Annotated in this window: 11 protein-coding genes and 1 pseudogene; 9 read left to right on the top strand and 3 right to left on the bottom strand. The window is 47.4% G+C overall.

Annotation, left to right across the window (positions count from 1 at the left end):
• Positions 1-2: 2 nt before the first annotated feature.
• A pseudogene (gene glk / locus H5647_RS10470) lies at positions 3-977 on the bottom strand (glucokinase); the annotation flags it as partial.
• 315 nt (positions 978-1292) lie between these two features.
• Between glk and H5647_RS10465 the strand changes: the two are divergent.
• Positions 1293-2588 (top strand): sugar MFS transporter, encoded by a 1296-nt coding sequence (locus tag H5647_RS10465; protein WP_045858413.1) that lies wholly within the window; start codon positions 1293-1295, stop codon positions 2586-2588.
• Positions 2589-2713: 125 nt separating this feature from the next.
• A complete protein-coding gene (locus H5647_RS10460) occupies positions 2714-3562 on the top strand; it encodes a peptidylprolyl isomerase (RefSeq protein ID WP_236074865.1) in 849 nt (282 codons plus the stop codon).
• Positions 3563-3647: 85 nt separating this feature from the next.
• Here the strand turns inward: H5647_RS10460 and H5647_RS10455 are convergent, their stop codons facing one another.
• Positions 3648-4643 carry a Gfo/Idh/MocA family protein gene (locus H5647_RS10455; protein ID WP_045858410.1) on the bottom strand — a complete coding sequence of 332 codons (996 nt, stop codon included), beginning with the start codon at positions 4641-4643 and terminating at the stop codon, positions 3648-3650.
• Positions 4644-5085: 442 nt separating this feature from the next.
• On the opposite strand from H5647_RS10455, the gene H5647_RS10450 reads away from it, so the two are divergent.
• From H5647_RS10450 to H5647_RS10420, 7 genes are all read left to right on the top strand, one after another.
• On the top strand, positions 5086-8517 hold the full coding sequence (locus tag H5647_RS10450) for a methyl-accepting chemotaxis protein (protein WP_045858408.1): 3432 nt from the start codon (positions 5086-5088) through the stop codon (positions 8515-8517).
• Between the two features lie 192 nt (positions 8518-8709).
• Positions 8710-9015: an ArsR/SmtB family transcription factor gene (locus H5647_RS10445; protein WP_045858406.1), complete on the top strand. Its 306-nt coding sequence runs from the start codon at positions 8710-8712 to the stop codon at positions 9013-9015.
• Between the two features lie 56 nt (positions 9016-9071).
• Positions 9072-9611: a rhodanese-like domain-containing protein gene (locus H5647_RS10440; protein ID WP_045858405.1), complete on the top strand. Its 540-nt coding sequence runs from the start codon at positions 9072-9074 to the stop codon at positions 9609-9611.
• Between the two features lie 99 nt (positions 9612-9710).
• The gene (locus tag H5647_RS10435) at positions 9711-10379 is read left to right on the top strand and encodes a response regulator transcription factor (protein ID WP_045858402.1); all 669 of its coding nucleotides are present in this window, start codon (positions 9711-9713) and stop codon (positions 10377-10379) included.
• On the top strand, positions 10366-11679 hold the full coding sequence (locus tag H5647_RS10430; RefSeq protein WP_045858400.1) for a sensor histidine kinase: 1314 nt from the start codon (positions 10366-10368) through the stop codon (positions 11677-11679). The genes H5647_RS10435 and H5647_RS10430 overlap by 14 nt, the downstream gene beginning before the upstream one ends.
• A 250-nt stretch (positions 11680-11929) precedes the next feature.
• The gene (locus tag H5647_RS10425; protein ID WP_162926355.1) at positions 11930-13213 is read left to right on the top strand and encodes an NAD(P)/FAD-dependent oxidoreductase; all 1284 of its coding nucleotides are present in this window, start codon (positions 11930-11932) and stop codon (positions 13211-13213) included.
• A 36-nt stretch (positions 13214-13249) separates the two neighbouring features.
• Positions 13250-15952 carry a nitrate reductase gene (locus H5647_RS10420; protein ID WP_045858395.1) on the top strand — a complete coding sequence of 901 codons (2703 nt, stop codon included), beginning with the start codon at positions 13250-13252 and terminating at the stop codon, positions 15950-15952.
• 23 nt (positions 15953-15975) lie between these two features.
• On the opposite strand, the gene H5647_RS10415 is transcribed toward H5647_RS10420, so the two are convergent.
• Entirely contained in the window at positions 15976-16356 is a 381-nt protein-coding gene (locus H5647_RS10415; protein WP_045858394.1) for a GFA family protein, read from the bottom strand.
• Positions 16357-16576: the final 220 nt, after the last annotated feature.

The raw sequence follows: 16576 nt of genomic DNA, 5'->3' as shown, positions 1-16576 counted from the left end.
GGTTATGATTGAGCTAACCACGCAGCAGCACCCAAAAAGGCTGTTTGCGGGTGAGTAATAATATCAACAGGAATATTGCTCACATAAGGGCTCATCACACCCTTTTCTTCAAAACGTAGGGCTAAATCACTGGCTTTCACACAATCAAGAATGCGTGGCAATACGCCTCCAGCCAAATAGACTCCGCCTTTCGCTCCATAAGTTAATGCCAAGTTGCCGGATAAACTGCCGATAAAACTACAAAATAATGCCAGTGTTTCTTGGCAGGTGGAATCCTTACCAGAAACACCGTCTGCGGTTACGTCTTTAGGTTCCAATACACGCGCTTGTACCCCTTTAACCGCACACAGCGCGTTATATAAGTTGACTAAGCCCGGCCCAGAAATAAATACCTCTGCCGATACATGACCGTGCTGGGCCATAGCCGCTTTTACAACATCGCATTCCAATGGCGTTGCCGGCGCAATATTAACGTGGCCACCCTCACTCGGGATGGGCAACCAATGGCCATTACTGTAAGCCAAACCAGCAACACCCAGTCCCGTACCTGGGCCTAATATTGCTTTATTTCCCATAGGATCGCGCTGACCGTTACGTACCGATACAAGATCTCCAGGCAGTAAGGCGCTGGTTGCAACCGCTAGCGCTGCGAAATCATTGATGGCTTCGAATTTTTTGAAGCCAAATTCTTCACGAACAGCCGAGGGAGAAAACGACCAATTCAAGTTGGTCATTTTCACACTATCCCCTTCAATGGGGCCTGCAATGGCGGCACATGCCGATACCGGTGTTACGCCGTCGAGAGACTCAATATAGGTACGCAAAGCGTCAGAAAAAGAAGCGTAGTCGCTTCCATTTAGAATTTGGATTTGCTCGATAACGAACTGGCCATCAGCTTCGCCGGTTACAAGGGCGAAACGGGCATTGGTACCACCAATATCGGCAACAATAGAAGGAAACATGTATACAAACCTCTTGGCAGGGTTAGGGTGCCGGCACTCTAGGGAATGAGCGGCATATCGTCAAGTAATGGCAGGCATCTAATCACAAAATTCAACGCTTTGTCACTCCACCCTCACATGTAACTCATCCACGAAATGTACCACCTAAACGTTAACCGGCGCGTGAAAGCGCTTTCCACGCTCAGCTCCAACGCTGTAGTCCATTTTATCCAGGCAAAATTCAATTAGTACAAACCGCCTCTAGACTTTTACCTTAATCTCAGTGAAAAATGGGCATGCTCACTTAACCGCACCGCAATACCTTCATAAAACAATAATAATGGATACATTATGGCTTCAATACCCAGCTCCAACCTATCAGGCTCTTCACTCAATAACGGGCCACCCAACACTCAACACTCAATCGTACCTTTAGCTATCCTCACAATACTATTTTTTATGTGGGGCTTTATTACGGTTTTAAACGATATTCTAATACCGCATCTAAAAGCGGTATTTGACCTAACGCACTTCCAAGCCTCTGCCGTGCAATTTGCGTTCTTCGGTGCCTATGGTGTGGTCTCTTACCCAGCGGGCAGTTTAATAAAACATATCGGGTACAAAAAAGGTGTGGTATTAGGCTTGCTCATTGCCGGTATTGGCTGCTTACTGTTTTACCCTGCCGGTACTCAACGCGTTTATGGTTTATTTCTTACCGCTCTATTTGTGCTCGCCGCCGGTATTACGGTACTGCAAGTAGCCGCCAACCCCTTTGTTACACGGCTTGGCAACCCTGAAGGTGCATCGCTTCGCTTAACCTTCACACAAGCATTCAACTCACTCGGTACCACCCTAGGCCCTATCTTTGGCGCTGTGCTAATTTTTTCTGCCGCAACCGTTGATATTAGCGCGCTGTCCGCCGTTGAGCTGGATGCTCATCGCCAGCACGAAGCCGAGGCTGTGCAACTCCCCTACTTAATACTCGCTGCATCGCTTATAGGGCTCGCCGTTGTTTTCGCCTTATTGAAAAACCTGCCTGTTATCGTCGACGCCGAAGCCGATCAAGGCCACACCGCAAAAACCGCATGGCAGCACCGCCACCTCGTTTTAGGCGCTTTGGGCATATTTTTATACGTCGGTGCAGAAGTCTCGATAGGAAGTTTTATTGTCGACTTTCTCGGAGACCCTAATGTGGCCAATATGCCGAAGCGTCAAGCCGGCTCAATGATCTCGTTTTACTGGGGTGCCGCCATGGTAGGGCGCTTTGTGGGCGTAGCCTTAATGTTAAAGTTCCCGCCCCAAAAACTCTTAAGTATTGCAGCAGCCAGCGCTACCGTCTTGCTAATCACTGCGTCGCTTAGCAGTGGCTACATTGCCGTGTGGTCTGTGCTTGCTATTGGGCTGTTCAACGCCATCATGTTCCCTGTCATCTTTAGCCTCGCGATTAACAAGCTAGGCCCCGCAACCAGTCAGGGCTCGGGTATTTTGTGTGTTGCTATAGTAGGAGGCGCTATTGTGCCGCCCCTGCAAGGGCTTCTGGCTGACAGCATCGGATTACAAGTATCGTTTCTGTTGCCCGTGTTATGTTATCTCTACATAGGCTATTACGGGTTGAAGGGCTATCGAATAGCCCCATCGCAGCCGTAAAACGAGAACCGGTACATTACAAAAGATTACGATTGGGTGAGGCTATACGCTCGCCCGGTTAGTATGATTGAGGTAAGGTGGCACAGAAGTTTCATGTGCCACTCAAATGAGAAATAAGGTCCCTTATGCTTAAACCCTCCTCCTTCCCTATGATAGGACGCTGGATAGCTGTGTGCTTAAGCGCTAGCAGTATTATGATGTCTGCCGCCCACGCTACAACAGTACAGTTTCAAACATCTTTGGGTGATTTCGAAGTTAATTTGTATGACAACGCAACACCTCAAACCGTGGCCAATTTTTTACGTTACGTCAACACCGGTGCCTACACAGACACCATGATCCATCGTTCCGTGGCTACTTTTGTACTTCAAGGTGGAGGCTTAACATTTGTTGAGCAGGGGCCACCTGAATACATTGCCACCAACGATCCTGTTATAAATGAGCCCGTATACTCCAATAGGCGCGGTACCATTGCAATGGCAAAAGTAGCCAGCGACCCCAACAGTGCGACCAGCCAATGGTTTATTAACCTCAGTAACAACAGCGCCAACCTTGATGTAACGAACGGCGGCTTTACCGTCTTCGGTGAAGTCACGGGGCAAGGAATGTCGATTGTTGACGCCATAGTGGCATTACCTACGTTTGATCTAGGCTCTAGCTTCACGCATTTGCCTCTCATGGATTACACTCAGGAGCAGTTCGAGCAATATTACTTGCAAAGTAACGATACCGAGTACCAAGCGGTAAACGAAGATAATATTGTGTTTGTACGCAATATTATGGTGCTCGACGCCTCTCCCGACACGGCCAGTACGTTAACCCCTATTGAAAACACACTCATTGACGCAAACGACACGCCTTCTGACCCACCACCCACAAACACTGACAACGATAGTGGTGGCGGTAGCCTCTATTGGGCCAACTTACTCCTACTCCTTAGTTTACCGGTTATTCGCCGAAGAACAGGTAAATAGTTCTCCAACAAAAAAGCGCTGATATTTCAGCGCTTTTTTGTAGTAAATCCCGCAAAACCTCTCTTCGCTCGCCTGCCATTAAGCGTTATAACGTTATCCAACGGCCTTGTTCGTGGCTCGCAAATACGCCATCAATAACACGCATATTGCATAAAGCGTCCTGTAACGGCGTGGGCACGGGTATATTGTTCACAATCGAGGCCGCCAACGCATCAATTTGTTTGACGTAATGGTCACAGGCTTCGGTTTCAATGACCGTTGCATTGCGGTCATGAGATAACGTGATTGTCGCCATACCGTTATCCGGCTGATAAAACGGTAAATCTAAAAACAAACTACCTTTTTCACCCGAAACATAAACACGTTGTGTAGGCTCACTTTGCGTTGAACAATAAATACTCGCGCGCACGTCCCCGTAATCCAGTAAGCCGTGAGCATGGCAATCCACATCAAAGTCAGCATCTATCGACAAGCTTCCCATAACACGCTGCGGTTCTCGGCCCAATAAATAGCGCGTTGCCGATATACAGTAGCAGCCAATATCCAATAAGCCTCCGCCACCAATACCAGGCTTATTACGCACATTATCAGCGTCCCGATTAAAGTACGTAAACACCGCCTCAATACTATTAATTTTGCCAATGCGGCCCTCATCCAACAACGCTTTTGCACGTGCCCACTGCGGGTGAAACCGGTACATAAACGCTTCCATCACTTTTACGTTCGGATGCGCTTGCGCTACGGCTAACAATTTTTGCGTATCGGCTACGTCCAACCCAATGGGCTTCTCACACAGTACATGTTTACCCGCTTCAATGGCCTTAATGGTCCACGGTACATGTAAATGGTTAGGCAAAGGGTTATACACAATATCAATATCTGGGCACTCTAATAACTGTTGGTATTCACCAAAAGCGTGCTCAATATCGAGTTCAGACGCAAATGCTTGCGCCTGCTCTTGTGATCGGGACCCTACGGCAACCACCGTATTGTGCTCAGACGCGTGAATGGCCGGAATAAGCTTTTCTCGCGCAATTTTCGCCGTACTCAAAATACCCCACCGAACCGTTGATTGACTCATCTCATGTGCTCCACTGTAATAACGATATTTTAAGTGCCAAATTATGTCATGTTAACCGTACTTCAAGCGTGAAGAGTCTACACTCACTCACCTTGAATCTAGGAATTTATTTTGTAGGTATCGCCATTACCGACCTGCCAACCTCATCAAAATACGTCTTACTTAACAGAACCCCTATCCCTTCCCTATAACCTCCGACATCGATCCTTTACCTCAACGCTATCGATAGACCGCCAACCACTGTGTGGCGCTCTAACCTTAAATTGCGTTTTAAAACACACAAGTAAAGCGCCAAAGCGTCGACTATAACGGATAGGTATAACTAATCAGAAATATTCCTCTATGCTTTTAAAAAGATATGAGTATATCTGAAAAACTTGGCCGATTTCCGGCCGTCCTGTTTAACAACCCCTCTCCGTATATTTCCAGAAAGGATGTTAGGATGAAAACCTGGTTTATGAATCTTACGCTTGCGCAAAAATTAATTTCTGTGCTGCTTTTGGTTGGCCTTGTACCCATGATTTTAGTGTCTTTTATTGCTTCAACGGTTGCCACCCAGCAGCTCGAACAACAAGCGTTTGATCAATTAAAGTCAGTCCGAGAAATTAAATCTTCTGCCATCGAACGGTACTTCGAACAAGTGCATAGTCAAATAGTTATCATGGCTAAAACACCTATGGTGTCGAACGCCGCAGGCGCATTTTCGCGCTCGTTCAATCGAATCATTAATTCGGAAAACTATGGAGAAGAAGAACTTTCTGTATTTAAGCAAAATATATCGCAGTACTACGCGCAGGAATTCGCACAAAAATACAGCGCCGACAATGATGGTGCCGCCATAGACACCAATGCATTAATCGCCAACCTCTCGGACACAGCAATTGTTGCTCAAGCACGCTATATTACCGAAAACCCACACCCACTTGGTGAAAAACACCTATATGATGGCGCCACTGGCCGCAGTGTTTACCACCGAGTGCACCGAAAGTACCACGACAATTTCAGAAACTTTATTAAAGAATTTGGGTTCTACGATTTATTTATTGTAGACGCCGAGACAGGCAGTATTGTGTATTCCGTATTCAAAGAATTAGACTTTGGAACATCTCTTTTAGACGGTCCCTATGCTGCAACCAATTTTGGCGACAGCTTTCGCGAAGCCCTAGCATTACCCGAAGGCAAAAGCATACTGAAAGATTTTGCTTCGTACACGCCCTCCTACGAAGCCCCCGCCAGCTTTATCGCTACCCCCATTTACTACAACGATAAACTCACTTCAGTGCTCATTTTTCAAATGCCGCTTGAACCCATTAACACCATCATGGGCGAACGATCGGGCATGGGGAAATCCGGCGAGAGCTATCTCGTTGGGCAAGACTACTTAATGCGCTCAGACGCCTACCTCGATCTTAAAAACCGCTCCGTGGTGGCATCATTCCGACACCCAAAAGAAGGCTCTGTTCGTACCGAGGCCGTCGAAAGAGCCTTGCAGGGAGAATCTGCCGAGCGCATCATTCGTGATTACAACAACAACGCGGTTCTGTCCTCTTATAGCCGCATAGATTTCGGTGATTTCAGCTGGGTATCTATTGCCGAAATAGACGTAAGCGAAGCTTTTTTCGGTGTAACTGCACTTAAATGGACAATGGCCATAATCGCATTACTAGGGGCTGTGATCATTGCGGCTTTTGCGTTTTACATCAGTAAATTAGTAAGTTCTCCTATTCTTTTACTTGGAAAAACTATTCAGCGTGTCGAGCGAGAAGGCAATTTTCAGCTTGTGATAAAAAATGATTTTCAAGATGAAATTGGCGATACTAGCCGCGCCTTTAACTCGCTTCTGTCAAATTTATCCTCCTCCATTACAGGTACCAATATTGTTTTAGAAGAACTAGGCAAGGGCAATTATAGCGAATCGGTTGGCGAACATTATCCGGGCCAACTAGGCACTCTTACTCACGGCGTAAATGCCGCCACGCAACAGGTTAAAGTCGCTAACGACGAGCAATTAAAACAACAAAAAATTGCCAACGAAAATGCCGAATCGGCGGAGCACTCCGCTAAAAAAGCGGAAGCTCAAGCAACCGAAACTTTAATTATAAAACAAGCATTAGATGTATCAGCTACAGGCGTAATGATTGCCGATGCAGACTTCAACATTGTCTATATGAATAAGTCTGTTTCTGAACTTATGCTGGATGCCGAAGCGGATATAAAAACGGCAATATCCTCGTTTAACCCACACGCATTAATGGGCGCGAATATTGATATCTTTCACCAAAACCCCTCTCATCAGCGCAGCTTACTAGCAGGGTTAAAAGAAAACTTTAAAACCAACCTCTCTATAGGTGCATTAGATTTCAACCTTTCTGCAACCCCCATTAGAGATAACAACAACACATTCCTAGGCGCCGTTGTGGAATGGGAAAATATTACACAGGAGTTGTCTCGCCAAAAAGAAGAACGACGAATTGCCGACGAGAATGCCCGCATTCGCCAGGCACTGGATAGCTCTTCAACCAGCACAATGATTGCCGATGCAGACTACAATATTATTTACACTAACGGCTCGCTCACTGCCATGATGAAAAATGCTGAACCGGAGTTAAAAGCACATTTAGGGCGTTTTAATGCGAACAAACTTATGGGCGAAAATATGGATGTCTTTCATAAAGACCCGTCCCATCAACGCGCCATATTGTCTCGCCTCACAACAACCTACAGCAGTAACGTTCAAGCTGGAGAACGCTCCTTTTCCTTAACCGCCAACCCCATTAACAACCATAATGGCGAGCGCATAGGTACCGTTGTAGAGTGGCTCGATCGCACCAATGAAGTGGCCATTGAGCATGAAGTCAACGGCATTATTAATGCGGCGGCAGCTGGCGATTTTAGTAAAACTATTAGCATGGAAGGAAAAGTAGGATTTTTCCGTAATATTAGCGAAGGATTAAACCGAGTGATGATGACAACCAATGTCGCACTAGACGACATTATTCGTATTTTCTCATCACTTGCCAATGGCGACCTTTCACAAACGATCGATCGAAACTATGAAGGTGAGTTCGCTAAATTAAAAGAAGACGCCAATATCACCGTTAATAAACTCCGAGAGGTGATTGAGCGAATCTCTAATGCCTCGGCCAACATTGCACGCGGCTCTACCGAAATTACCGTTGGCAATACAGACCTCAGCCAACGGACAGAACAACAAGCCTCGTCGCTAGAAGAGACAGCCTCTAGCATGGAAGAGATGATAACCATCGTTAAACAAAGCGAGGAAAATGCCAGTAAAGCCAGCGAACTCGCCAACCGCTCCATCAATATCGCGCGAGAAGGCAACCAGTCTGTACAGGCAACGTCTCAAGCCATGGCCGAAATATCCGACTCCAGCACCAAAATCGCCAATATTATTGGTGTTATAGACGAAATTGCCTTTCAAACCAATTTACTCGCCCTCAACGCGGCCGTTGAAGCCGCCCGTGCAGGCGAACAAGGTCGAGGATTTGCCGTAGTTGCAGGAGAAGTTCGCAATCTCGCGCAGCGTTCTGCCGGTGCCGCAAAGGAAATTAAGGGATTAATTCAGGATTCGGTCAGCAAAGTTACAGAGGGCTCTAATCTTGTCGAAACTTCCGGTAAAACCCTGCAAACCATCGTGCTAGAAATTGAACACGTTGGCACAATGATGGAGCAACTACTTACCAGTGCTCGCGAACAAACCACCGGAATCGAGCAGGTTAATACCGCTGTGGGGCAAATGGATCAAATGACACAACAAAACGCAGCGCTCGTTGAACAAGCGTCTGCTACAAGCGAAGCCATGGCAGAACAAGCCCACCTAATGGATCAAATGGTCGCTTTTTTCAAACGCTAAACCTTACGGCATTGGCCACAATCGTTTCTTGGCCAATGCCTCTCCTGCAACCCCACCCTACTCTACCTACTCCCCTCAAAACACCTTGCTTCTTGCTTCTTTAGAGGTGTCTAATATAAAATCTATTGGACTATCTCAGTACTCGCCTAGGCTTCACCCTGTACTCGGTGAGCAACCCATGAGGACACACCGTTGACCCCACTCGAAGCTTTAAGCCAACACGCAAAAGACGCTGCCACCCTTCTAAAAGAACTCGGCAATGAAAATCGCTTAATGGTGTGCTGCTCTCTCGGCGAAAAAGAACTCTCTGTAGGCGAGTTGAATAAGCTCGTGCCACTCAGTCAATCGGCTCTCTCTCAGCACCTCGCCCGGTTACGTGAAGCAGGCCTTGTCACAACCCGAAAAGAAAGCCAAACCGTGTATTACCGGCTCTCTGGTGACCACGCTATACGCATTATTGGCACACTTAAATCCATCTACTGCCCTGATGAGCCCTAAGCGAATTAACCGTAGTGCCCATTCACCCTCAACGACACAATATGTAACGAGCCCCCATGACAACCACTCGAATTAGTGCGACAGACTTTAACGCTCTGCGTTCTGCACCCTCCGCAGAACTCACCATTGTTGATTTGCGTAGCCCCGCCGAAATACAGCACGAAAATATCGACCACTGTATTCAGATTCCCTTTCAGTGCCTGAGCACCACTGCGGTTAACGACAAAATTTCGGTCGAGCAATTGGACGATAAACGTGTGTTTTTATTGTGCCAAAGCGGAATGCGCGCCGACGCAGCCGTGCGTCAACTTGGCGTACTGGCGCCGTTGAAATGGGTAATTATAGACGGCGGCCTAAACGCCATTAAAGCCGCAGGTGGCCACGTTAACAAAGGTGCAAAAACGACTATTTCGCTGGAGAGACAAGTACGCATAACCGCCGGTTTAGCTATTCTATGTGGGGTTATTCTCGGCATGAACATGCACCCTAATTTTTTCTATATTGCGGCATTCGTTGGTGCTGGGCTCACCTTTGCTGGCATAACGAACCGTTGCGGGCTAGCCTTTCTTATTGCGCGCATGCCTTGGAATCACTGACCCACCGGTTCCGCCACCCCTCATCAAATCGCCGGTCAACCTCAGGTCAAAAACCTGCGGCACTCGGCGTGTATACTGGTCCATTGGAGGGACAAAACCATGATAGTGCTATTAGTTGAAGACAATAGAGACTTAGCGGGCAGTGTGCTCGACTATTTAGAATTACAAGAGTTTGACTGTGACTATGCAGAGCGAGGTGATCACGCACTGGAACTCTGTCGCGACAATAACTACGACGCCATGATTCTGGATATTATGATGCCAGGGCTAGACGGCTTAAGCCTTTGTAAAACATTGCGCGAACACGGAAATAACGCCCCTATTATTATGCTAACCGCCCGCGATACGCTTGACGACAAACTCGCAGGCTTCGACGCAGGCGCCGACGACTATCTTGTAAAGCCGTTTGATTTACCCGAGTTAGAAGCGCGTTTACGGGCCATTACCAAACGAAAAACCACCAGCGGCTCTAGCCTTAAAGTGGCCGATTTAGACGTAAACCTCGACAATCATCAAGCCACTCGCGCAGGAAAACCCATCGACCTTTCCCCCGCATGCTGGAAACTTCTAGTCGCACTTATACAGGCATCACCACGCGTTTTATCCCGTTTCGAATTAGAAAATGTCTTATGGAAAGACAGCCCGCCCGACTCGGAAGCCCTTAAGTCGCACCTTTATACCTTGCGAAAGCTCGTTGATAAACCGTTTGAATTTCCACTAATACATACCTTACGAGGGGTTGGAGTTGCACTGCGTGACACCCATTAACCGTCACTACTCATTACGCACACGAATTGGAAAAATTGTACTTATTTTTTCGATTCTATTGGTCTCCTTTTACACCACCATGCTCGCAATGCTTTACGACTGGGGTTTGCAAGATGCAACCCACGGTATCGTTTGGCAAGAAGCACACTTATACAAACTCGCTTACGCGAAAGATAAAAATGCACCCTTACCCAGCACGCGCTCACTGCGCGGCTTTATTGGTGAACACACGTTACCACCCGACATTCTTAGCCGTTACCCCAATCGTGATTGGCAGGATTGGCCCGCCTCAAAAGAAGGCTTAATTTACCGCTTTAAAAAGAACCCCGGTACAGAATCGCATTACCACCTTCTAATCGCCTCCCTACCCGATAGAGAGGAACGATTATTCGTTTTCTATAACATCACCGTCTCCGACGAAATTGCACAGAAAGTGTGGTACAAATTTAAATTGCTTGCGATTGTGGGCGGTATACTGGTCATTGTGATGCTGCTCGTATTCAAAACCACGATAACGCGTTCTCTCACTCCCATGACAAGCCTTTCTCGCTGGATAGACAGCCTAGACCAGTCCAGCCCACCAAAAGATTTACCCGACGATATAGAAGCCGACGAAATAGGCCAAATGGCCGCCAGCCTCTACGGTGCTCTAGAGCGCATCCACAATTATAACGAACGTGAACGCCAATTTTTACGTAACGCCAGCCATGAACTACGTACCCCCATCGCCATTATTCGCAATGCTATGGATGTACTGGAATACAAACGCAAAATAGGCGATCACGATATCGACCGTGTCCTTCAACGCATAAGACGCGCTGGCGATACAATGAAATCGGTAACAGAAGCTATTTTGTGGCTCGCCATCGAAAACTACTCAGCTCCCACCACACAAAAAACTGACCTAGCCGAGCTGATTAATGAAATCATTCACGAAAACAAAAGCTTGAACGATGGTAAAACTATCGAACTCATCATCCGCCTCGAAACACTCGAAACACAAGACATTGAAACAGCACTTGTACATATCGTGCTCGACAACCTCATTCGCAACGCCTTCCAACACAGCTGCAGCGGCACAATAACGATAGAAGCCACCGCAGCCAACCAACTGAGTATTACCAATAGCAATCATTGTTATAGCTACGACTCTTCCAGACAACAAGATGCCGCCGAAGCGTTAATTACCGGTAGTTTTGGCCTTGGCTTAACGCTGGTTAAAAAAATCACCGACAAACAAGGGTGGCAATTTAACTTTCAGGTGGATGACAACGCCGCAATAGCCCGCATCGCTTTCTAAACGGGGGGCACCACGTGCCCTCTCTCAGTACACCGTTTAAAAACCTCTCTCCAACTTATAGTGGCCCGCCTTTTGCTCTACTCACTAAAGAAGCGATATTACGCGCTTGGCTGCACCATTTTGGCGCAAATCCTTGTAGATGACACGGTTTCGTCCACACAAACGAAAACGTCAGCACACGAGACGCACCAAGATATAGCAGGCACGTAATTGCGACCATTAACTTTCATTCGGGATGAGACATTACTCTGTGACCACTGCTAGTAACACCCCACCAAAACTACTCATTATCGGCAACGGTATGGCCGCAGGACGGCTAATAGACGAGATTATGAAGCGCAACGCCGCACGCTACGCCATAACGGTTGTGGGGGACGAACCTCAAGGAAGCTACAATCGCATTATGCTGTCACCGGTATTGGCAGGCGAACATACCCAACACAGCATCATTCAAAAAAACGCCCAATGGTATCAAGACAACGCCATAACCTTCGTTGCAGGAGGACGAGTACTCACCTTTAATAGCGCCGACAAAACCGTAACTTTATCGACGGGCGAACAACTCAGTTACGATCAGCTCGTGATTGCTACGGGCTCAATACCGAGTAACATTCCTGCCACCAACCAACATCTGAATAATATTTTTACCTTCAGAACACTCAACGATGTAAACACCATTAAAAAAGCGAGCCGCAACGCCAAGCACGCCATTGTGGTGGGTGGTGGATTACTCGGCCTAGAAGCCGCCTATGGGTTAGCACAACAAGATGTTCGCGTAACGCTTGTGCACCGCTCTGCAGGGCTATTAAATCGCCAACTCGATACAACTGCAGGAGGCTTGTTACGCAATGTAATGGAAAATAGTAATATCGAATTCAAGCTTAACACTGAAATTGAGGCGTTCCACGGCGATAAAAAAGTAAGCCATGTAACACTTAAAAACGGCGAAGAACTACCGTGTGATTTAGCCATTATTGCGACCGGTATTACCCCCAACATTCTCGTAACCGAGAACACGCCAATTGAGACGCAACGCGCAATTGTGGTGGACACTTATATGCGCACATCGTTAACCGATGTGAGTGCTCTGGGCGAATGCTGTGAATTTAACAGAGAAACCTTTGGCCTTGTGGAACCCATTTGGCGCCAATGCGTATCGCTCGCAGACCGTCTCGTAAACAACGTGTTTACGCCGTTTACGTTACAGCCTGTAGCAACCAAATTAAAAGTGTCTGGTGTGCAGCTCTATTCCGCTGGTGAGGTGACAACACAACCGCATCAGCACGACATTATCATGCAAGACCCCGCCAACAATGTCTATCGTAAGCTCATTATCGAAAACAATGCTATTGTGGGTATTGTATTGTTTGGTGATACACGCGATGGCCAATATTATTTTGATTTAATGCAATTGCGCGAGCCGATAAGCCATCACTTACCTCACCTTATATTCGGGCAATTATATGTCACACCCCTATCGATGAATAACACCCCAAAACCGTCACGCGACCATGCCGATATTCAAGCGGCCTAAACCACCATCGACGACAAAAGCAGATAATAAACACTTATGAATCACGCGAATCTCATTGCATCCAACACCTCTGTTAAAGACGTGAACACCACCTGCTGTTATTGCGGTGTAGGCTGTGGCGTAACCGCCACCGTTGGACACAATAAAATTATCGGCGTTAAAGGTAATAGTGCACACCCCGCAAACAAAGGAAAGTTATGTGTAAAGGGCTCGGCACTACACGAAACACAGGACTTTTCAGATAGGCTATTACAGCCCATGGTCAGTGGCGCCCCGTCCTCATGGGAAGAAGCCATTGCGCTCGGCGCTCAAAAATTTAAAGACACCATTAACACCTACGGGCCAGACTCTGTTGCCTTTTATTTGTCTGGCCAGTTGTTAACAGAAGATTACTATATTGCCAATAAATTAATGAAAGGTTTTATTGGCAGCGGCAATGTCGACACCAATTCGCGCCTGTGTATGGCGTCTGCTGTCGTCGCCCATAAACGCGCTTTTGGGGAAGACATAGTACCCGGCTGCTACGAAGATTTAGAAAAAACAGATGTCATACTGTTAGTAGGGTCCAATATGGCCTACACACACCCCGTCGTATATCAACGCATTGTAAAAGCAAAAAAATCCCGGCCAACACTTAAAGTCGTGGTGTTAGATCCACGCAAAACACCCACGTGCGATATCGCCGATATTCACTTACCTATTCGCCCCGGTTCAGACGCCTTTTTCTTTAACGGCCTTCTCAGTTATTTGGCCACCGAAAAAAAGCTTGATACGCAGTATATTGAAAAATATTGCGACAACTTCGAGCAAACGTTATCCGCCGCACAATCACAAGTGAGTAATACCGCACAAGCCGCAATAATGTGTGACACTGACGAAAAGTCCATCGTTTCGGTGTATTCACTTTTCGCCAATAGCAACACGGCCGTGACCGTTTTTTCGCAAGGCATCAATCAATCATCCTCTGGCGTAGATAAAGGCAACGCCATTATAAATTGCCACCTTGCGACCGGAAAAATAGGCCGGGAAGGTGCAGCGCCTTTTTCAATAACGGGACAACCCAATGCCATGGGCGGACGAGAAGTCGGCGGTCTCGCCACTCAATTGGCCGCACATATGAATATGGGAGATAACACCGCCCATAAAATTGTTGAAGATTTTTGGCAAGCCCCCAACTTAGCCAAAACCGAAGGTTTAAAAGCGGTCGATATGTTTAAGGCGGTACACGAAGGGAAAATTAAAGCCATTTGGATTATGGCAACAAACCCTGTCGTCACAATGCCAGACGCAAACTTTGTACGCGAAGCCCTAAGACGCTGTGAAACGGTTATTGTCAGCGATTGCATTGGCAACACCGATACGGCAAAAGAAGCGGACATTGTTTTTCCCGCAACAACGTGGGGCGAAAAAACCGGTACCGTTACCAATTCTGAACGCTGTATTTCACTGCAAAAAGGGTTTCTAACCGCGCCGGGCGAAGCTAAGCATGACTGGCAAATACTCGCAGAATTCGCACAGGCGATGGGGTTTAACGAAGGCTTTAATTATCAATCACCCGCTGAAATATTTCGCGAACACGCGGCATTGTCAGGTTATCGTAATAACGGTACGCGCTGTTTTGATATTTCTGCACTTGCTAACCTTGATGACCACGACTACTTCAATTTAAAACCCACCTATTGGCCCGTTTCAAACAACCCAACCACGTCGAATAAACGCCTTTTTCGCGATGGCCACTACTACACCGCCAACAGACGTGCGCAGTTAGTCGCCGTCACCGCCCAGTTCCCCAAAGCTGTACCGCGCAACGGCGATCTAATGATGAACACTGGCCGCATCCGTGATCAATGGCATACCATGGGCCGAACCGGCTCGTCGTCAAAGCTTGTCAGCCACACCGACGAACCCTATATCGATATGCACCCGCAAAATGCAACGTTGCTGGGAATAAAACCCGGCGACCTTGCCGAACTGAGCAACCGAAACGCGCATTATTTTGGACGGGTTAATGTCACTGATTCGGTACGACTGGGCGAAATTTTTGTGCCCATACATTGGAATGACAATGTTGCCTCCAGCAGCCGCGCCGATGCACTCGTTAATGCTATTACCGACCCCCTGTGTGGACAACCGGAATTCAAACACACGCCGGTAACGGCTAAAGCGTTTCAACCTGCTTGGCAGGGTTTTATGTTAACGACAACCGCCGTGACGCCACCATCGCGCTACTGGAGTAAAATTTTACTGCAACAAGGTTTTAAATACCGCTTAGCCGACACTACCCCCGTCACTGATTGGCCACGCTGGGTACGCGAACAATTCCCCAACATCGAACAATGGAGTGAAGTACTCGACTCTCACAACCAACATTACAAGGCCGTTGGCTACGTAGAAGACGCCGTTGTCATTACTCTAACGATAAGCCCCTCGAATACCATTGCAGAAGAAAACAGCTGGCTAGAAAACCAATTAGGGCAACTTTGCGATAGCGGCAATCGCTTTGCCATTTTGGCTGGTCGCCCCAATAATGGGCTAGAGGACGCAGGCAAAATAATCTGTTCTTGTTATCAGATGGGTGAAAAGACGATTACCGAGGCCATTAACGCGGGGCATAACACCACCGAAAAATTGGGCGAAAAATTAAAATGCGGCACCAACTGTGGCTCCTGTATTCCCGAACTCAACGCTCTCATCGGTAACGCCGCCCAACCAGTCGAGGGTTCAGTACAGCCCGCATAGCGCAAGCCCGCGCTCACCGCTATTTACTCTTGGCTCAAATGAGCCAAGCTATGCGCGTTTTCCTCCCAACGTTGGCCATCAAACGCACTCACATTTAAGCTCAATGGCGTTGGTGTTAAGCAACGTATATTGACATCGACCCCCTCTGGGTTCGAGCGAGGCGTGTAAAACGATTTAATTCCACACGTACTACAAAACGAATGTTTGGCTACGCCCGTGTTAAAACGGTAAACCGTAAGGTTCGCCTTATCGCTCAGTAGGGTAAATTTAGAACGCGGCACAATGAGATGAAGAAAGCCTGTCATAGCGCAAATACTACAATTGCACTTTACACACGCTAAATGCTCATCGGCTTCTACTTCAAATTTCACCGCACCACAATGACAACCGCCCTCATACTTCACGCAACCACCTCCCCGTAAAAAATTAAAGACTATCAACACCCCTTACAGGCATTATCGATTCCCCGCAAACTAGAATCCCTCGTCCACCGGCACAATCCACATTACCCCGTATTGGTACGGCTGCATACCTATAGCAGCGTCAAGCGAAACGGCAGACAGACAACTCAAATACCCCTTGTAGGCATGCTTTGACCCTAAAACAGGAGCGCTAAAGCCCTCC

The organism is Teredinibacter purpureus (assembly GCF_014217335.1).
GTDB lineage: Bacteria > Pseudomonadota > Gammaproteobacteria > Pseudomonadales > Cellvibrionaceae > Teredinibacter > Teredinibacter purpureus.
This window is presented reverse-complemented; position numbering and strand designations above follow the sequence as displayed.

Bases quoted from the DNA above. Each gene is read 5' to 3' on its own strand.
- H5647_RS10450 (WP_045858408.1), top strand. From the start codon at position 5,086: ATGAAAACCTGGTTTATGAATCTTACGCTTGCGCAAAAATTAATTTCT.
- H5647_RS10460 (WP_236074865.1), top strand. From the start codon at position 2,714: ATGCTTAAACCCTCCTCCTTCCCTATGATAGGACGCTGGATAGCTGTG.
- H5647_RS10465 (WP_045858413.1), top strand. From the start codon at position 1,293: ATGGCTTCAATACCCAGCTCCAACCTATCAGGCTCTTCACTCAATAAC.
- H5647_RS10420 (WP_045858395.1), top strand. From the start codon at position 13,250: ATGAATCACGCGAATCTCATTGCATCCAACACCTCTGTTAAAGACGTG.
- H5647_RS10440 (WP_045858405.1), top strand. From the start codon at position 9,072: ATGACAACCACTCGAATTAGTGCGACAGACTTTAACGCTCTGCGTTCT.
- H5647_RS10435 (WP_045858402.1), top strand. From the start codon at position 9,711: ATGATAGTGCTATTAGTTGAAGACAATAGAGACTTAGCGGGCAGTGTG.
- H5647_RS10455 (WP_045858410.1), bottom strand. From the start codon at position 4,643: ATGAGTCAATCAACGGTTCGGTGGGGTATTTTGAGTACGGCGAAAATT.